17 protein-coding genes are annotated in these 18,512 nt (G+C 64.1%); 13 read left to right on the plus strand and 4 right to left on the minus strand.

Going from position 1 to position 18,512, the window contains the following annotated elements:
* The first annotated feature begins 109 nt into the window (after positions 1-109).
* The 8 genes from AB5Y72_RS17045 to bacA all read left to right on the plus strand — a co-directional run bounded on the left by AB5Y72_RS17045 (position 110) and on the right by bacA (position 8,679).
* Positions 110-949, plus strand: coding sequence for a carbohydrate ABC transporter permease (locus tag AB5Y72_RS17045; RefSeq protein WP_226989652.1), 840 nt, complete (start codon positions 110-112; stop codon positions 947-949).
* Position 950: 1 nt separating this feature from the next.
* The gene (locus tag AB5Y72_RS17050) at positions 951-1,778 is read left to right on the plus strand and encodes a carbohydrate ABC transporter permease (protein ID WP_042078745.1); all 828 of its coding nucleotides are present in this window, start codon (positions 951-953) and stop codon (positions 1,776-1,778) included.
* A 71-nt stretch (positions 1,779-1,849) separates the two neighbouring features.
* On the plus strand, positions 1,850-2,950 hold the full coding sequence (locus AB5Y72_RS17055; RefSeq protein ID WP_325782781.1) for a sn-glycerol-3-phosphate ABC transporter ATP-binding protein UgpC: 1,101 nt from the start codon (positions 1,850-1,852) through the stop codon (positions 2,948-2,950).
* 43 nt (positions 2,951-2,993) lie between these two features.
* Entirely contained in the window at positions 2,994-3,539 is a 546-nt protein-coding gene (locus tag AB5Y72_RS17060; RefSeq protein WP_325782780.1) for a family 43 glycosylhydrolase, read from the plus strand.
* Entirely contained in the window at positions 3,449-4,000 is a 552-nt protein-coding gene (locus AB5Y72_RS17065) for a family 43 glycosylhydrolase (RefSeq protein ID WP_325782779.1), read from the plus strand. Before AB5Y72_RS17060 ends, AB5Y72_RS17065 begins: the two co-directional genes overlap by 91 nt.
* A 1,062-nt stretch (positions 4,001-5,062) precedes the next feature.
* Entirely contained in the window at positions 5,063-6,349 is a 1,287-nt protein-coding gene (locus AB5Y72_RS17070; RefSeq protein ID WP_368199289.1) for a carbohydrate porin, read from the plus strand.
* A gap of 292 nt (positions 6,350-6,641) precedes the next feature.
* Positions 6,642-7,637 (plus strand): aldo/keto reductase, encoded by a 996-nt coding sequence (locus AB5Y72_RS17075; RefSeq protein WP_368199290.1) that lies wholly within the window; start codon positions 6,642-6,644, stop codon positions 7,635-7,637.
* Positions 7,638-7,863: 226 nt separating this feature from the next.
* The gene (bacA, locus tag AB5Y72_RS17080; protein WP_368199291.1) at positions 7,864-8,679 is read left to right on the plus strand and encodes an undecaprenyl-diphosphate phosphatase; all 816 of its coding nucleotides are present in this window, start codon (positions 7,864-7,866) and stop codon (positions 8,677-8,679) included.
* Positions 8,680-8,740: 61 nt separating this feature from the next.
* On the opposite strand, the gene AB5Y72_RS17085 is transcribed toward bacA, so the two are convergent.
* The 3 genes from AB5Y72_RS17085 to AB5Y72_RS17095 all read right to left on the minus strand — a co-directional run bounded on the left by AB5Y72_RS17085 (position 8,741) and on the right by AB5Y72_RS17095 (position 10,655).
* Positions 8,741-9,406: a ChrR family anti-sigma-E factor gene (locus tag AB5Y72_RS17085; RefSeq protein WP_368199292.1), complete on the minus strand. Its 666-nt coding sequence runs from the start codon at positions 9,404-9,406 to the stop codon at positions 8,741-8,743.
* A complete protein-coding gene (locus tag AB5Y72_RS17090) occupies positions 9,399-9,968 on the minus strand; it encodes a sigma-70 family RNA polymerase sigma factor (protein ID WP_042078738.1) in 570 nt (189 codons plus the stop codon). The genes AB5Y72_RS17085 and AB5Y72_RS17090 overlap by 8 nt, the downstream gene beginning before the upstream one ends.
* Positions 9,969-10,088: 120 nt before the next feature.
* Entirely contained in the window at positions 10,089-10,655 is a 567-nt protein-coding gene (locus AB5Y72_RS17095) for an LON peptidase substrate-binding domain-containing protein (RefSeq protein WP_209794335.1), read from the minus strand.
* A 314-nt stretch (positions 10,656-10,969) separates the two neighbouring features.
* Between AB5Y72_RS17095 and argS the strand changes: the two genes are divergently transcribed.
* From argS to hslU, 4 genes are all read left to right on the plus strand, one after another.
* The gene (gene argS / locus AB5Y72_RS17100) at positions 10,970-12,715 is read left to right on the plus strand and encodes an arginine--tRNA ligase (protein ID WP_319919276.1); all 1,746 of its coding nucleotides are present in this window, start codon (positions 10,970-10,972) and stop codon (positions 12,713-12,715) included.
* 3 nt (positions 12,716-12,718) lie between these two features.
* Positions 12,719-13,567 carry an SPOR domain-containing protein gene (locus AB5Y72_RS17105; protein WP_216991453.1) on the plus strand — a complete coding sequence of 283 codons (849 nt, stop codon included), beginning with the start codon at positions 12,719-12,721 and terminating at the stop codon, positions 13,565-13,567.
* 186 nt (positions 13,568-13,753) lie between these two features.
* Positions 13,754-14,287 carry an ATP-dependent protease subunit HslV gene (gene hslV / locus AB5Y72_RS17110; protein WP_042078734.1) on the plus strand — a complete coding sequence of 178 codons (534 nt, stop codon included), beginning with the start codon at positions 13,754-13,756 and terminating at the stop codon, positions 14,285-14,287.
* A gap of 53 nt (positions 14,288-14,340) precedes the next feature.
* Complete coding sequence (gene hslU, locus AB5Y72_RS17115; RefSeq protein ID WP_042078733.1) at positions 14,341-15,669, plus strand: HslU--HslV peptidase ATPase subunit; 1,329 nt, start codon at positions 14,341-14,343, stop codon at positions 15,667-15,669.
* Positions 15,670-15,813: 144 nt separating this feature from the next.
* On the opposite strand, the gene AB5Y72_RS17120 is transcribed toward hslU, so the two are convergent.
* Complete coding sequence (locus AB5Y72_RS17120) at positions 15,814-17,238, minus strand: MFS transporter (protein ID WP_325782773.1); 1,425 nt, start codon at positions 17,236-17,238, stop codon at positions 15,814-15,816.
* Positions 17,239-17,402: 164 nt separating this feature from the next.
* Here AB5Y72_RS17120 and AB5Y72_RS17125 point away from each other — a divergent pair, with 164 nt between their 5' ends.
* The gene (locus tag AB5Y72_RS17125; RefSeq protein ID WP_325782772.1) at positions 17,403-18,326 is read left to right on the plus strand and encodes a LysR family transcriptional regulator; all 924 of its coding nucleotides are present in this window, start codon (positions 17,403-17,405) and stop codon (positions 18,324-18,326) included.
* The last annotated feature ends 186 nt before the right edge of the window (positions 18,327-18,512 follow it).

Consider the following 18,512-nt stretch of genomic DNA (forward strand, 5'->3'; position numbering starts at 1 on the left):
GGGGCAGAGGGTCACCCCCTGCCCCTCCGTTTCCTTCATTCCAGGCTCGATCGCAGACATGGATCATAAAGACACTACCAGAACCCCCGCCGGCAGCTTGGGGGCCCTCATGACGCCCTGGCTCATGCTGGCCCCCTTCCTGCTCGCCTTTTTGCTCTTCTTTGTCATTCCGGCCCTGCAAACGTTGCAGTTGAGCTTTACCGACAGCGGGCTGACCGAGACCCACGGCTATGTTGGCCTTGCCAACTATGTGGAACTGCTGCAAGACCCGAGCTTCTGGGATTCGCTGCTGCAAACCGCCTACTTCGCCCTGCTCACCGTGATCCCCCTGACCGCGCTCGGGCTGGTGATGGCGATGCTGATCAACCGGCTCACCCGCTTCGCCGGCCTGGTGCAGGCCATCTTCTTCATCCCCAATATCTTGCCTATCGCCGTCATGGCGATGATAGGCGGATGGATGCTGCACCCCACCTTTGGGGTGGTCAACCTGATCGCGGGCACCGAGATCGCCTGGTTCAACGACCCGGACTTCGCCATGCCCATGGTCGCGATGGCGACCATCTGGTGGACCGTCGGCTTCAACGTGCTGTTGTTCCTCGCGGCGCTCAAGAACATCCCGCAGGACCTCTACGAGGCGGCCCGGCTCGACGGCGCCTCGGAGTGGGGGATCTTCCGTTACATCACCTGGCGCCAGCTGCGCCCCGTGACCGTCATGGTCTTCGGCCTGCAACTGGTGGCCTCCCTGAAGATCTTCGGCCAGACCTACCTGCTGACTGGCGGCGGCCCCTTCGACAGCACCAAGGTCGTTCTGCACTACATGTACGAGACCGGGTTCGTCAACCAGAACGCCGGCTATGCCTCGGCCATCGCCGTGGTCTTCGTGCTGATCGTCTTGCTCATTCTGGTGCTGCAATCCCTGGCTAATAGATTCATCAATCGTCGAGGCTAAGATGAAGAGCAAACTGACATTTACCGCCTTGCTGGCCATCTCATTGACCCTGTTGCTCTGCCTGTTGTGGGGCGCCCCGCTGCTGTGGGCCATCAGCACTGCGCTGCGTCCGGAGGAGCAGACCGTCGCCGGGCTGCAGTGGTTGCCCGACCCCGTCACCCTCGATGCCTTCATCAAGGTGCTGACCCTGGGGGATCTGCCCATCTTCTTCATGAACAGCGTGTTCACCTCGCTGGCGGTCACAGTGCTGACGCTGTCCGTCACAGTGCTGGCCGCCTACAGCTTCTCCCAGCTCCGCTTTCGGGGGGCAAACCTGCTGTTCTGGTGCTGCATGTTCGGCATCATCTTCCCGTTCGAGGCCCTGGTGATCCCGCTCTTCCGCCAGATTTATCACCTCGGACTGGCCGACTCCCTCGGTGGCGTGATCCTGCCCCAGGTGGTGTCGCCCATGGTGCTGTTCGTGCTCAAGCGCTTCTTCGATCAGATCCCCAAGGACTTTCGCGAGGCGGCCATCCTGGATGGCGCACGGGAGTGGCAGGTGCTGCTGCGCGTTTATCTGCCCCTGTCTCGAAACATCATCTATGCCATGGCGATCATCACCTTCATGGGGGCCTGGAACAACTTCCTCTGGCCGTTCCTGGTGGTGAGCTCCACCGAGAACATGACCATCCCCATCGGCCTGACCCAGCTCAACGACACCTACGGGGTGCGCTATGCCCAGAACATGGCCTCCGCCCTGATAGGTGGCCTGCCGGTCGCCATCCTCTACGTCATATTCCAGAAACGAGTCGCATCGGGCTTCCTCGCTGCCACCGGTCTCAAGGGTTGACCATTCACGGGCCCGCCGAGGCGAGCCCCTTGTTTTACGGCCAGCACGGGCCCTCGTGAGAGAACATTCATATGTCCTGCGTATTGCTTAACAACATCAAGAAGACCTATCCCAACGGCAATGCCGTCATCCACGGCGTGGATCTGGAAATAAAGCAGGGGGAATTCGTCGTCTTCGTCGGCCCCTCCGGCTGCGGCAAATCCACCCTGCTGCGCATGATCGCCGGGCTGGAGGCGATCTCCGAAGGGGATCTGCACATCGGCAACAAGCGCGCCAACGATCTGGATGCCGCCAGGCGGGGGGTCGCCATGGTGTTCCAGTCCTATGCGCTCTACCCCCACCTGACGGTGGCCGAGAACATGGGCTTCTCCCTGCTGTTCAACGGCACGCCAAAGGCGGAGATCGCCACCAAGGTGAACCGGGTGGCGGAGACCCTGCAACTGGCCCACCTGCTGGATCGCAAGCCCGCCGAGCTCTCGGGGGGCCAGCGTCAGCGGGTTGCCATCGGTCGTGCCATAGTGCGCGAACCCGACGTCTTCCTGTTCGACGAGCCGCTCTCCAACCTGGATGCGGCCCTGCGCGGACAGATGCGCACCGAGCTGGCGCGCCTGCACCAGAAGCTCGGCACCACCATGATTTACGTGACGCACGATCAGGTGGAGGCGATGACCCTGGGGGACAGGATCGTGGTCTTCAACAAGGGACACATCGAGCAGGTGGGTTCACCGCTGGAGCTCTACCAGCGCCCCGCCACCGAATTCGTGGCCACCTTCCTCGGCATGCCAAAAATGAACCTGCTGACCTGCAAACTGGCGGGAGCAGAGGGGAAACACTGGCAGCTGACAGCGGGCAGAGGGATCGCGCTGGCCGTGCCTGAGTCCTCGTTCGACTGCACCGGCCAGCACAGCATCAAGCTGGGGATCCGCCCCGAACATCTGCTGGTCGGTGCAGAGGGGGCGTCGGGCGCCCATCTCCAGGGCCGGGTCTCTCTGGTAGAGAACCTCGGCGATTCCGCCATCCTGCACATCAAGTGCGAGGGTCTGGAGCGACTGCTGCTGGCCAAGGTCAACACGGATCGGCGGGTACCCGCGTGCGACGAGGCCGTCTCCCTCACCATCGCCCTCGAATACGTCCACCTCTTCGGCGAGCAGGGACAGAGCCTGCGGCGTTGAGCCGAGGGGCGGGCAAGCCTCGCCCCTTCATGGAGCATCAGTCATGTTTCGCATCCTGTTCACTCTCTTCATCCTGGTGGGAGCCATCATGCCAGCACAGGCCGGTTCGACGTTTACCAATCCCATCCTGAGTGATGGCGCAGACCCCTGGGTCGTGCGCCATGACGACGGCTTTTACTACTACACCCAGACAACCGGCAACGACATCACCCTATGGCGAACCAGAGATATCGCCGACCTTGAGCATGCCGAGCGCAAGGTGGTCTGGATGCCGCCTCAGGGCGCCGTCAACGGCTCCCACATCTGGGCGCCCGAGCTGCACCGGTTGGATGGCCGCTGGTACATCTATTTCGCCGCCTCGGCAGGGGATATGGCCCGGCAGCGCATGTACGTGCTGCAATCCGAGGAGGACGACCCGTTCGGCAGCTACGCCTTCCCGCAAGATACCGCGCCGGCAAGATCGCCGATGCCAGCGACAAGTGGGCCATCGATGGCACAGTGCTGGAATACGAGGGCCAGCGCTATTTCATCTGGTCGGGCTGGGAGGGGGACGTCAACGAGCAGCAGCGCATCTACATCGCCAGGATGAGCTTCCCCTGGCGACTGGCAGGAGCGCGGGTCGAGATTTCCCGCCCCGAGCTGGCGTGGGAGCGCATCGGCACACCCCAGGTCAATGAGGCCCCGCAAGTCCTGCTGGGCCCGGAAGGGCGCCTCTTCCTCGCCTACTCCGCCAGCGGCAGCTGGACGGACGATTATTGCCTCGGCCTGCTGACGCTGGAGGGGGAGGATCCGATGAACCCGGCACACTGGCGCAAGCAACCCGAGCCTGTGTTTAGCAAAGACGAAGGCAAGGAGGTCTACGGTCCCGGCCATAACGGCTTCTTTGCCGATGGCGCGGGACAGCCCTGGCTGATCTATCACGCCGCCAAGTTCAAGGGGGCAGGCCGGAACCGCGAGATACACATGCAGCCCTTCCACTGGGACGAGCAGGGCCTGCCTCTGTTTGGCTCCCCCCTGGGGGCCGGACGCCCACGGACAGCCCCGCACTGATGGAGACCCCGATGGGGGCTTCAACGACATGGTGGGAGGAGAGCGCCCTGCACTCGCCGCCCGTGAGAGAGGCCAGGATGCTGCCCGCGACAGCGCCATCGCCTCCTGAGAGGCTTTTTGTGGTTGTCGGCAGCAACCTGATGCAGGAGAGTGTCATTTGACCCATAAAGTTCACCACCTCACTCGGTGCGATGTACCGGGTCATATATCGGCCTCACCATACCTCAATAATTGTCAATATGGTGGCGACATGGATTGAACATTAATTTGTTTCATTCAGCTTTAATCAAGCAAGCTGAACAGTCTTTATTATTTTATTAGTTAAGTTCCAGTTCAGCCTAAATACTGGCAAAACACATCATCAAATTAATATGAACTGGAATGAGTCCACTTGAATTAAATAGAGAAAGAATTGTGTGAAGCGCATGGCAAAATAAATTGCTGCTGATGTTCTTGCATGGTCTGTTTGCTATAGTCAGGCTGACTCCACAAGCATGCCTTTTTGATGCGCTTGTCTGGCAAGGTCAAAATATGCGTGAACAGGTTCCATCTATTTTGGATGTGCCATGAGGGCTGCTCGCCTCATGACAGACAAGGGTTGAACGCGCCCCAGAACAGCGACGTCAGCTCAGCGCCTGAACGCCACGCTAAGGGTCGAGACACCTGTGATGCTTGCCTGTGACAGGCTGCTCGCCAGGCGAGGGGCAGGCAGATGTGCGCGTCGCCCCAATGCTATTTCGAAAAACGGTCAACGGATTTGCCATTATCGCGTCCTCGTTGTTAACCATTGCGATCAATGAAAGCTAGTTGCGAAGACATGCCGCCGGCAATGATGTCCTGACAATGCTCCATTTTTTTATTAAAGAATGGATAACACGGTTTCCTAAAATAACGGCCACCTGTGGCAGGCTCCCATGCCGTCACGCCGCTATTCCCATTATTTATGTTTGCAAGGCTCAGCACAGAGAAGTGTCGAGTTTCAAATCGGTCAGGGAATTGACTCAGTGGAATGCTGATTGTTTTCGGCGTTACCCAATTCATCATTGTTATAAGGAAGAGATCATGAAAACCAAGTGGCTTCCAGTTGCCGTCGCCGTCGTGTCTGCGCTTTCCGCGCAAGCTGCCGTTTCTGCCGAGGCGGCCGGCTTCGATTATTACGGCTATTTCCGCTCCGGCATGGGAACGGGCGACAGCGGCTCCATGCAAGATGCCGTGGGGGGCAGCTTCCAGAAGAACAAGGTCGGCCGTCTGGGCAACGAATTCGATACCTATGCCGAGGTGGGTTTCGGCAAGGAGCTGAAGAGCGACGAAACCAAGTCCGTCTATATCCAGACCATGTTCAACATGTACGACGGCGACACCAACAGCAACATGGGCGATTCCAACTTCGGTTGGGAAAACATGAACATGCAGCTGCGCAACTTCATGGGGTTGGGTGAGACTTCCTGGGCGGGTATCCGTCAGTACAAGAAAGGCTTCGTCATCGACTCGAATGATTTCTTCTACTGGAACCAGACCAACATAGGTGGCGGTATCGAAGACATGCAGCTGGGCCAGGGCAAGCTCTCCGTCGCCGCCCTGCACCGCGACATCGCCGGCACCTACAACAACAGCGTCGGCGATCCGATAGAGGACATGATCGACTCCAACCAGCTGGACTTGCTCTACACCGACCTGCCGCTGTGGAATGGCGCCACCCTGGCCATGGGTTACAAGTTCCTGAAGGCCGATGCCACCGCGGAGCAGATCGATGCCGATCTGGGCAACCATGACTACGCCGACGGCCATGCGGTGATGCTGGAACTGAATCAGTCGCTCCTGGGAACTGGTTGGAACAAGACCACCCTCCAGTACTACGCCGACGGCTCCGCCCTGCAAGGGGTCACCTTCGGTTCTGCCGATACCCTGAGCGGCCGTGTCGAGAGCGGCAACGGCTTCGCCATCCGCAACTACGGCATCATCCCGCTGGCCGCGGACTGGGATCTGAGCCACGCCATCAACTACGCCGAAGCGAACGACATCAAGCAGTGGGATGGCGTCGAGGGTGACGCAAGCGCCTTCGCCGTGAGCGCCAAGGTGACCTACCACTGGACCGACATCACCCGCACCTATGTGGAAGCCGGTTACTTCGAGGACGAGAAGACCGGGAACGGTGACGTCGACTCCCGCAGTGGCTCCAAGACCACCATCGCCCAGGCCTTCTCCTTCGGCCGTGGCGAACCGGAGCTGCGCGTGTTCGCCAGCTACCTCGACAGCGACAACGCCGACTGGGATGGCTCCCACGCCTTCGACAACGGCACCGCCGATGACACCTGGACCGTGGGCCTGCAAGCCAACGTATGGTGGTAACCACCCGGCCAGGATTCGCTGCCGATCCCCTGCTCCACAGGGACGGGGGCTGAGAACCGGCAGGAATTGAGGCGCGACGGGTTGGCATAGAAACTATGCCAACCCGTTGTTTTATATTGAGTTTACAATGTGTGGCCAAGCCGTGGTTGCCCCCGTCATTGCCGTTGACAACCGCGATGGCTTCTGGCGTTGTATGACGATGCATTCAGACATCCCCCGGCGTGTCGATGCCCGCGCCAGCAACGGCTTGAGGCCTAAGGTCCCGCACATGAAAGCTGATTCAGGAGTACCCATGGATGATCCCTACCTCGCCGCGCCGGATCGTTACCAGCGCCAGGCCTACCGACCCGCCGGTCGCCACGGCCTCCGCCTGCCCGGCATCGGTCTCGGCCTCTGGCACAACTTCGGCGAAGGGAGCGATCCCGCCAGGGTGAAGGCCATGGTGCACCGGGCGTTCGATCTCGGCATCACCCACTTCGATCTCGCCAACAACTACGGCCCGCCCCCGGGCGCCGCCGAGACCACCTTCGGCAAGCTGCTCAAGGGCAGCCTGGCTCCCTACCGGGACGAGCTGATCATCGCCAGCAAGGCGGGCTACGTGATGTGGGACGGCCCCTACGGCGACGGCGGCAGCGCCAAGTACCTGTTTGCCAGCCTGCACCAGAGCCTGCGCCGGCTCGGCCTCGACTACGTGGACATCTTCTATCACCACAGGCCGGATCCCCGCACCCCGCTGGAGGAGACCTGCCAGGCTCTGGCGCTCATGGTGCGCCAGGGCAAGGCGCTCTACGTCGGCCTCTCCAACTACCCGGCCCCGCTTGCCGCCCAGGCGGCGACCCGGCTGGCGGAACTCGGCACCCCCTGCCTGGTCAACCAGCTCAAGTACTCCCTGTTCCAGCGCGATATCGAAGCCGACACCCTGCCGGTCTGCCGGGAGCAGGGGATGGGGGTGGTTGCCTTCTCGCCCCTGGCGGGCGGGCTGCTGAGCGATCGCTATCTGGCCGGCATTCCGGCGGATTCCCGCGCCGCCAGCGCCAGCCCCTTCCTCAAGCCCGAACAGATCACCCCGGACAGGCTCGCCCGTATCCGCGCCCTGCACGATCTGGCACAGCGGCGGGGACAATCCCTGTCACAGCTCGCGCTGCAGTGGGTGCTGCGCGACCCCGTGGTGAGCTGCGCCCTCATCGGCGCCAGCAACCCGCAACAGATAACGAGCGCCGTCGACGCCCTGGCCCTGCCGCCCCTGGAGGAGACGCTGCAGCAGCAGATCCTGTCCGTGCTGGCGTGACGGGCCTATGCCGCTGACCATGCCAGAAGATGACTGGACCAGAGGGCGGCCGACCCCTGCCCCGCGCAGCCCGCAGACAGACGACCCCGGCCGCACGGCACAGGTCGGGGTCGACGGTCCCTTCCAATAATCTCTGGTTGCCCGCGCGATTTTCCGCCATCATTGGCCGCCCCGACCCTGTTCGGGGCTGATTTTATCCAGACCCATCAACCAAGAGATCTGCACCATGACCGAATCCTACGCCCTGTTTGTCGCCTTCGTGCTGGGCATAGTGGAAGGCCTGACCGAGTTTCTGCCCGTTTCCTCCACCGGCCACATGATCATCGTCGGCCACCTGCTCGGTTTTGAGGGGCCCAAGGCCGCCACCTTCGAGGTGGTGATCCAGCTGGGCTCCATCCTGGCGGTGGTCGTCATGTTCTGGCGCCGCCTGTTCGGTCTCATCGGAATCCACTTCAGCCAGAAGCCGCCGAAGGGCCAGGCCACCCTGTCGCTGGTGCACATCATCCTCGGCATGCTGCCCGCCGTGGTCATCGGGCTGGTCATCCACAGCTGGATCAAGGCCCATCTGTTCGGCCCCCAGACCGTGATGTATGCCCTGGTGGCCGGCGGCATCCTGCTCATCATCGCCGAGAAGTTCCGTCCGGCGGTTCGCGCCGAGACGCTTGACGACATCAGCTACAAGCAGGCCTTCGGCATCGGCCTGTTCCAGTGCCTGGCGCTCTGGCCCGGCTTCTCCCGCTCCGGCGCCACCATCAGCGGCGGCATGCTGATGGGGATCAGCCGCCACGCGGCGGCCGAGTTCTCCTTCATCATGGCGGTGCCCATGATGATCGCGGCCAGCGGCCTGGATCTCTACAAGAGCCGTGACTTCCTCTCCATGGCCGACTTCCCCATGTTTGCGGTGGGTTTCGTCACCGCCTTCGTGGTGGCCATGATCGCCATCAAGACCTTCCTGGCGCTGATCCGTCGCCTCGATTTCATCCCGTTCGCCATCTACCGCTTCGTGGTGGCCTTCGCCGTCTACCTGGTGTTTGTGGCCTGATCACCATGCCATGGAACGAGAAAGGGACCCTGTGGGTCCCTTTTTTATTACCATTGAAGGCTCAGTAGAGGCGATGGCTGATGCCGTTGAGCAGCCGCGACAGCCCCTTGGTGAACTGCACGGGCGCATCCTGCACCGTGTAGCAGAGGCAGCCGTCCGGGGTATGCGGACTGTGGGCGTGGCTGGCGTCGCGCCAGATGAAATCCCCGGCCTGATAGCGGGTGTCGCCATCTTCTATGGTGCCCGCCAGCAGCAGGGTCAGCTCATAGCCCCTGTGGGTATGCTCGGGGATGCGGCCGCCCGCCTCGATGTGGAGCAGGCTGGCGCGGGCCCCCATCTCGTCGAGCGGCAGGCTGTGCTGGCGAATGGCGCCGATGTGGCGCCACCTGGGGTCATGGTACCTGGCCAGCACCCGTGGCAGGCGGTAGCTGTGGCCCGCCACCCGCAGCTCGGGCCGGGGGCCCGCCGGGGGATCCCGCTCGGCCGACGTCGTCACCGGCTGATGCAGTATGCCGGCCAGCATGGCATCGAACCCGGCCGGCAGCGCCTCGTCCGGCTCGGCGGGCGCCAGGTGCTCGCGGGCCAGCTCCTCTTCGCAATCCTTGACCCGGGCGGCGCAGTCCGGGCAGAGCTCGCAATGGGCGGAGACGCCGACGGCCAGCGGCAGGGGCAGCTCGTCGGCGGCGAAGGCGCGCAGCATGAGTGCAGTCGGATGGGTCTTAATCATGGCCTTGCTCCACTTGTTCCTTCAGTTTCTGTAATGCCAGCCGGAGGCGGGACTTGATGGTACCGAGCGGCACGCCGAGCCGGTCTGCCAGCTCCTGCTGGGAGAGCTCCTGCAGATAGATGCCGCGCACCACCTGCTGCTGCGGCTCCGGCAGGGTGGCCACATAGTGGGCCATCTGGCGTGTCAGCACGGCGTCCTCGCCCCCGCTCAGGTGCTCCTCCTCCGCCCTGAACTCCAGCAGGGGCCAGATCTCCTCGGCGCACAGCTCCTCCTTGCTGGCTCGGCGGCGACGCAGCATGTCGAAGCTCTGGTTGCGCATCACCGTATAGATCCAGGTGGTCGGAGCCCCCTTGTCGGGGTGGTAGAGGCGCGCCTTCTGCCACACCAGCAGCATGGTCTCCTGGACCAGCTCCATGGCGTTGGCCTCGCTGCCGAGGTGGCGCAGCCCGTAGCTGCGGATGCGCGGGGCGAAGTGGTGAAACAGGGTGGCGAAGGCAGCCTTGTCGGCCTGCTCGGCCACCCGGATGAGTAGAGATGTCAGATCGCCATCTGGGTTGTCCATGGGGGGCGATGTCCTGCGTGGAGCCGATTGTGGTTGGCCAGTATATGCCATTGCGCCATCCCTCGCGTGTCGTGGTCTTCACCAGTACGTGCGGGAAGGAAAAAGGATCACCCCGGACTGTCAGTGGCTGGCGACCAGCAGGCCGCTCAGCAGGGAGAGGGCGGGCTGGTTGTCCTTGGCCGCGACCAGCCACTGCTTCTGCTCCACCGGGATGGGCAGCACCTCCAGCCAGCGCTGGGCCACCCAGCTCGCGTCCTCCCAGTCCGGCTCGGGATAGAGGGCCGCGTATTCGGGGTAGTCGTTGAACACGTCCTGCAACGCCTTGGCCAGGGAGTGCTGGTCGGCCTTGAGCCGGCCGCTCTGCCAGGGGGGCAGCGGCTCCACCTCGCCGACCCGCAGGCCGTCCTCTTCCTGCCACAGATCGGTGATCCTGACCCGCTCCACCCCGAGCACTGTGATGCCGAGCAGGCCGTCAGGCAGCAGATCGAAGTCGATGATCCGCACCCGGGTGGCGATGGGATACATGTTGCGCAGCGCATCGGGCTGGCGGGGATCCAGCATGCAGAGCGCGAACTCCCGCTCCCGGGACTCGGCGATCATGCGCTGGTATCTGGGCTCGAAGATGCGCAGCGGCATGATGCCGCCGGGCAGCAGGTGAGCGGAGAGTGGAAACAGTACCAGTGTCATGGGAATCGTCCTCCAGCGGCTTCCTCTAAGGATACGACCGCCGTAGGCAGCGAGATCATTCAGACCGAAACGGTATAAATAGCCCCGCAATAATCAGGGGAAAATAGCCTGGACAAGCCGCTTCGATATGCAGTAGAAATGGATAACCACCACTTATTCAAATCAATATCCTGCCATGTGGTGGAAAACGCAGTGAAATATCCGTCGCACCCACGGGTACGGGCCGTTCCTATAGTTTTCTCGGCCCGATGCGGGTAAAATTCACGCCCTTATCCAGTCAGTCATTTTTCGACGCGCAACCTCGGTGGTCAGTTATGAAAGAGCATATTCATCATCTACTTGAACAAACGGTAGCCAATCTCAAGTCTGCGGGCGTCCTGCCGGCGGACCTGGAAGCCCGCGTGCAAGTAGACCGATGCAAGGAGAAGGCTCACGGCGACCTGGCCACCAACCTGGCCATGCTGCTGGCCAAACCGGCCCGCAAGAATCCCCGCGAGCTGGCCGCCGCCATCATCGAGCACCTGCCCGCCTCCGATCTGATCGCCAAGGTCGAGATCGCCGGCCCCGGCTTCATCAACTTCTTCTTCGACACGAGCTGGCTGGCCGGCCAGGTGGAGGCCATGGTGACCAGCGCCAACGCCAACGTGCGCCTGCCCGCGCCGCAGACCGTGGTGGTGGACTACTCGGCGCCGAACGTGGCCAAGGAGATGGCGGTGCACCACATCCGTTCCACCGTGCTCGGTGACGTGGCCGCCCGCGCCCTGGAGTTCCTCGGCCACAAGGTGATCCGCGCCAACCACATCGGCGACTGGGGCACCCAGTTCGGCATGCTGATCGCCTACCTGGAGAAGATGGCCAACGAGCACGCCTCCGACATGGAGCTGCGCGATCTGGAGGCCTTCTACACCCAGGCCAAGCGTCACTACGACGAAGACGAAGCCTTCGCCGAGCGCGCGCGCAACTACGTGGTCAAGCTGCAGGGTGGCGATGAGTACTGCCGCACCATGTGGAAGAAGCTGGTCGACATGACCATGGAGCAGAACCAGCGCAACTACGACCGCCTGAACGTCTCCCTGACCAACAAGGACATCATGGGCGAGTCCATGTACAACGACATGCTGCCGGAGATCGTCGCCGACCTGAAGGCTAAGGGCCTCGCGGTCGAGAGCGAAGGCGCCACCGTCGTCTTCCTGGACGAGTTCAAGAACAAGGATGGCGAGCCCATGGGGGTCATCATCCAGAAGAGCGACGGCGGCTTCCTCTACACCACCACCGACATCGCCTGTGCCAAGTACCGTTACGAGACCCTGGGCGCCGACCGGGTGATGTACTTCATCGACTCCCGTCAGCACCAGCACCTGATGCAGGCCTGGACCATCACCCGCAAGGCGGGCTATGTGCCGGAGTCCGTGCCCCTCGAGCACCACGCCTTCGGCATGATGCTGGGCAAGGATGGCCGCCCCTACAAGACCCGCTCCGGCGGCACCGTCAAGCTGGTCGACCTGCTGAACGAGGCGGAAGAGCGCGCGAGCGCCCTGCTGGAGAGCCGCAACAGCGACCTCTCAGCCGAAGAGAAGGCCGAGGTGGTCCACGCCATCGCCATGGGCGCAGTCAAGTATGCGGATCTCTCCAAGAACCGCACCACGGACTACATCTTCGACTGGGATCTGATGCTCTCCTTTGAAGGCAACACGGCCCCCTACCTGCAGTACGCCTACACCCGGATCCAGTCCATCTTCCGCAAGGCCGGCGTCGATGCCGACACCCTGAGCGGCAAGGTGATCCTGGCCGAAGAGGCGGAAGAGACCCTGGCCCAGAAGCTGATCCAGTTCTCCGACGCGGTCAACGGCGTGGCTGACAAGGGGATGCCGCACCTTCTGTGCACATATCTCTATGAATTGTCTGGCAACTTTATGACCTTCTACGAAGCCTGCCCGATCAACAAGGACGGCGTGGACGAGACGACCCGCCAGAGCCGTCTGCTGCTGTGTGCCGCCACCGCCAAGGTGCTCAAGCTGGGCCTGGGCGTGCTGGGCATCCACACCCTGGAGCGCATGTAATAGATGGCGACCCGGGATTACGTCGGCAACAGCCCGAGACGACGGGCGGGTGGCCGTAACATCAAGAAAGCGGCGCCTCGCCGCTTTCCTGTTATCCCGGCACTGCTGGCCGGGGCCCTGGTGGTCGGCTTCGGCGCCTTCCTCTACCTCATCAACGGCAAGGGGGCCGACGCCCCCACCATCGAGGAGCAGGTGAAGGCCAACAAGCCCAAGGCGCAGGGCAATGGCCTGCCCCAGGAGAAGTGGAGCTACATCGAGCGGCTGGAGAACAAGCAGGTGGACATCATAGAGCCGCCGCCCCAGCCGGGCGTGCTGCCGCCGCCGCCCGCCGAGACCTTGACCCTGCAGCCGGAGAAGCTGCCGCAACCCGTGCCGACCGAGATCCCCCAGCCGGGGACCCCCATCGGCCAGGCCAAGCCGTACCAGCCGCAGCCGGTGCAGCCGACCAAGCCGGCCACCGGCGCCCCGGTCGCCAGCGCCCGGGAGCAGGTGATCGACCAGAAGGCCGAGCGTGAGCGGATGGAGCGGGAGATCCGCGCCGAACTGGAGCGGGAACGGGCCGAGGCCGCCAGGGCCAAGGCGGCGACCCAGACTGCACAGACCGCAGCCGCCGACGGCGGTCGCTACATGATGCAGTGCGCCGCCCTGCGCTCCCAGGACTCCGCGGAGTCGCTCAAGGCGCGCATCGCCTTCACCGCCGGCCTCTCCTCCAGTCTGCAGGTGGTCAACGGGGCCGGTGGCGCCGTCTACAAGGTGATGGTGGGCCCCTTCAACGGCAAGGCGGCGGCCGACGCGGCCAACCGCAAGCTGCAGGGCTCCGGCATCAGCGGCTGCATCCCCAAGAAGGGGTGATCGCCGCTTGCCAGGCACAGGGCCGGGTGACAACACCCGGCCCTGTTTCTTTCGACCCCCTTCCTGAGCCCCTCTCTTCCCTCCCTCGATCCGGTCACTGAACAGGCTTGAAAAGCCGGTTGGCCATCCCCATCTTTGTTGCCATGCACAGTCAGGCCGTCATTCGGCTCAAGCGAGGTAAATGAAGTGACTACCATAGTTTCAGTTCGCCGCAACGGTCAGGTCGTCATCGGTGGCGATGGCCAGGTCTCCCTTGGCAACACCGTCATGAAGGGCAATGCCCGCAAGGTTCATCGCCTCTACAACGGCAAGGTGCTGGCAGGTTTCGCCGGCGGCACCGCCGACGCCTTCACCCTGCTCGAACGCTTCGAAGCCAAGCTGCAGGCCCACCAGGGCAACCTGGAGCGCGCCGCCGTGGCGCTGGCCAAGGACTGGCGCACCGACCGCGCCCTGCGCCGCCTTGAGGCCCTGCTGGCGGTCGCGGACGAGCACAAGTCTTTCATCATCACCGGCAACGGTGACGTGGTGCAGCCGGAGCACGATCTCATCGCCATCGGCAGCGGCGGCAACTTCGCCCAGTCCGCCGCCATCGCCCTGCTGGAGAACACGGACCTCGACGCCAAGAGCATCGTCGAGAAGGCCCTCAAGATCGCGGGCGACATCTGCGTGTTCACCAACCAGCACCACACAGTGGAAGTGCTGGACTACAGCGCCAAGTAAGCGCCCCCTCTTCTTAGGGGCGGCCAGGCCGCCCCCGACACAGGAATCCCATCATGTCCGAGATGACCCCGAGAGAAATCGTCCACGAGCTGGACAGGCACATCATTGGTCAGGCCGATGCCAAGCGCGCGGTCGCCGTCGCCCTGCGCAACCGCTGGCGCCGGATGCAACTCAATGAGGAGATGCGCCACGAGGTGACCCCGAAGAACATCCTGATGATAGGCCCGACCGGCGTCGGCAAGACCGAGATCGCCCGCCGCCTGGCCAAGCTGGCCAACGCCCCCTTCATCAAGGTGGAGGCGACCAAGTTCACCGAGGTGGGCTATGTGGGCAAGGAAGTGGACAGCATCATCCGCGATCTGACCGACGTCGCCATCAAGCTGGTGCGCGAGACCGAGATGGAGAAGATGAAATACCGCGCCGAGGAGGCCGCCGAGGAGCGCATCCTCGACGCCCTGCTGCCGAACCCGCGCAACAGCTGGGGCGAGGAGGAGAAGGCCGACAACTCCAACACCCGCCAGATCTTCCGCAAGAAGCTGCGGGAAGGCCAGCTGGATGACAAGGAGATCGAGCTGGATCTGGCCGCCACCCCCATGGGCGTGGAGATCATGACCCCGCCGGGCATGGAAGAGATGGCGAACCAGCTGCAGGGGCTGTTCCAGAACCTGGGCCAGGGCCAGAAGAAGAAGCGCAAGGTCAAGGTCAAGGAGGCCATGAAGGCGCTGATCGAAGAGGAAGCGGCCCGCCTGGTCAACCCGGAAGAGCTCAAGCAGAAGGCCATCGCCTCCGTCGAGAACAACGGCATCGTCTTCCTCGACGAGATCGACAAGATCTGCAAGCGCGGCGAGAGTTCGGGCCCGGACGTCTCCCGTGAAGGGGTCCAGCGCGACCTGCTGCCCCTGGTCGAGGGCTGCACCGTCAACACCAAGCACGGCATGGTCAAGACAGACCACATCCTGTTCGTCGCCTCCGGCGCCTTCCAGATCGCCAAGCCGTCCGACCTCATCCCCGAGCTGCAGGGGCGCCTGCCGATCCGGGTCGAGCTGACAGCGCTGACCACCGAAGACTTCGAGCGCATCCTGACCGAGCCGAACGCCTCCCTGACCGATCAGTACCAGGCGCTGATGGCCACCGAAGGGGTCAAGATCGAGTTCACCCAGGACGGCATCCGCCGTCTGGCCGAGGCGGCCTGGCAGGTCAACGAGCGCACCGAGAACATAGGTGCCCGCCGTCTGCACACCGTGATGGAGCGCCTGATGGAAGACATCTCCTTCGATGCCTCCGAGCAGTCCGGCGCGACCTTCGTCATCGACACCGACTACGTCAACGCCCACCTCGGCAAGCTGATTGAAGACGAGGACCTGAGCCGCTTTATCCTGTAACAGGTTGATAGAAAACGAGAGTCTGAGCGGTTCAGTATCCTGTAACAGACTGATCGAAGACGAGGTTCTGAGTGGTTTAATAGCCTGTAAGCGAACCACTCAATCTCATAGCAAGACGCCTCCCCTGTGGAGGCGTCTTCGTTTTCAGCGCTCTCCCAACTCGCGGCCGTCCCGGGTCGCGTCACCCTGCACGACACACTCCCCTCTTCCCGCCAGCCAGAATGCCGTCACCAGCAGCAAGGCCGTCAGGGCGAAGGTGACCCGGGTGGCGAACACCAGCTCGTCCGCCGTGGCCGTGGCGAGATCGGGCCGCCCCACCAGGGTGGCGAACAGGGCACCCAGCCCCGCCGCCCCCGTCAGCTGGCCCAGATTGCGCGACAGGGTCAGCAGGCCGGCCACGGCCCCCCTGCTCCGCTCATCCACACCACCCACCACGGCGCTGTTGTTGGCGGTCTGGAACAGGGCGTAGCCGGCGGTCAGCAGCAGGATGGGCAGCAAGTAGCCGAGGGGGCCGAGGGCCGATCCCGGGAGGACGAGACAGGTCACGGCCCCCACCATGAGCAGCAGCCCCAGCCGCACCACAAAGGTCGCGCCGACCCTGTCCACCAGCCAGCCGGCGGGCATGCCGGACAGCGCCGCCAGCAGGGGGCCGCCCGAGATCATCAGGCCCACGGTGCCCATGTCGAGGGCGAAGACCCCGTGCAGGTAGAAGGGGCCGATGAGCAGCGTCACCACCATGACGCTGGCCACCAGGGCGCTGGCGACGATGCCGTTGCGCCGCCCGGCATCCCCCGGCAGCCCAGGCGGCAACAGGGGAGCCTGGGAGCGCGCCTCGAGGCGCACAAACAGCGTGGTCGCCAACAGGGCCCCCAGTCCAGCCCAGATCCCGGCCAGGCTACCCCACGTCAGCGCCAGCCCGTAGCAGAGCAGCGCAGCCACCAGCGCCAGCAGGCCGGGGAGAGGGAGCTCGCCCCGGGACGGATGCCCGTCATCCGGCGGCAGACCGCCCCAGAGACACCCAGACGCCAGTAGCCCGAGGGGGAGCAGCAGCAGGAAGGGGGCCTGCCAGCCAAATCCGGCGATCAGCAGACCGCCGAACGAGGGGCCGAGCGCCGTGCCGCAGGCCGACAGGGTGCCGAGCAACCCCATGCCCCAGCCGCGCCGGGTCGGCGGCACCAGCTGCCCCACCATGGCCAGCGAGAGCACCAGCATGCAGGCCGCTCCCGCCCCTTGCAGGGCACGGGCCGCGATCAGCCAGCCGATGGAGGGCGCCAGGGCGCACAGCAGGGAGGCCAGCACGAACACCCCGGAGCCCCAGAGCAGCAGGCGACGGCGACCGAGACGATCGCCGAGCCGACCGGCCACCACCGTCAGGCAGGTGATCCCCAGCAGATAGGCCACCAGCACCCACTGCAGGCTGGCAAAGGGCACCGCAAATACCGGCCCCAGGGCAGGCAGCACCAGGTTGGCCATGCTCCCCGCCAGCATGGGCAGCAGGGTGGCGAGCCCGAGCCCCGCGAGCCCCAGGCGGTGCGTCACGGGAGGGGAAACGAGAGGCTTTGTGGACATGGCAGTATCTCCGGCAAGTGATGATGCCGACAAGGCTAGTGGGCACGCTGACAAGGCGGAAGACGCACGGCTTGCAGCGTATAGCTGCACCAGACGCCATATCAAAGAGCCGCAGCTCGCGTATGATGGGAAGACTCACAAGTACCGGCTGCGAGGGCAAGACCATAACCACACCTGATCTCAACCTGCTGCTCACCCTGGAGGCCCTGCTGGAGGAAGGCAGCGTGGCCGGCGCCGCCAGACGCCTCTCCCTGAGCCCCTCCGCCATGAGCCGGGCCCTGGCCAGGCTGCGGGAGACCACGGGGGATCCCCTGCTGGTGCGGGCCGGCCGTGGCCTGGTACCGACCCCCAGGGCGCGGGAGTTGGGCGAACGAGTCGGCCGGCTGGTGCAGGAGGCCCGAAGCGTGCTGCGTCCCCAGCAAGCGGTGGATCCGGCGAGCCTGGTGCGCACCTTTCGCCTGAGATCCAGCGACGGCTTCGTGGAGGCGGTCGGTCCCGCCCTGCTGGCCCGCCTCGCTGCCGAGGCCCCCGGAGTGCGACTCCATTTTCTGGCCAAGCCCGACAAGGAGAGCGGCCCCTTGCGCCGCGGCGAGCTGGACTTCGAGACCGGGGTGATAGGCGCACAGACGGCGCCCGAGCTGCGTACCCAGGCCCTGTTTCAGGACCACTTCGTCGCCGTGGTGCGCCCGGCTCACCCGCTCTGTGACGGCCCCCTGACCGCGGCCCGCTATGCCGCCGCCCGCCACGTACTGGTGTCCCGCCGGGGTCAACTCCACGGCCCCGTCGACGAGGTGCTCGCCACGCAGGGACTGACGCGGACCATTGCGACCCTGGTGCCCGGTTTTGCCACGGCGCTGGCCCTGGTGCGCGGCAGCGATCTGGTGGCGACCGTGCCCAGATTGCACTGCGCCAGCCTGCTCGGCGACCTGGTCACCCTGCCCCTGCCCTTCTCGCTGCCCGGGATCCGGGTCGCCCTGCTCTGGCACCCCAGCCAGGATGCGGACCCGGCCCACCGCTGGCTGCGCACCCTCATCCGCGAGACCTGCGCCCATCCGCCTTATCGAACAAGGGTCGCCGACACGCCATAACACCGGCAGCGCGGCCTGAACCGGAGAGACCTGCGCCCGTCCTCCTTCTTATCGGACCGAAATCGCCGATACCCCATAGCGCCGGCTGCGCGGCCTGGATCGGTGAGCCCCCTCCTCCTTCTTATCGGACGGCGATCGCCGACCTCCCATAGCGCTCGCGGATCACACTGCTGAAAAAAATCCCGT

Source organism: Aeromonas sp. R7-4 (assembly GCF_040908055.1).
Taxonomy (GTDB): domain Bacteria; phylum Pseudomonadota; class Gammaproteobacteria; order Enterobacterales; family Aeromonadaceae; genus Aeromonas; species Aeromonas sanarellii.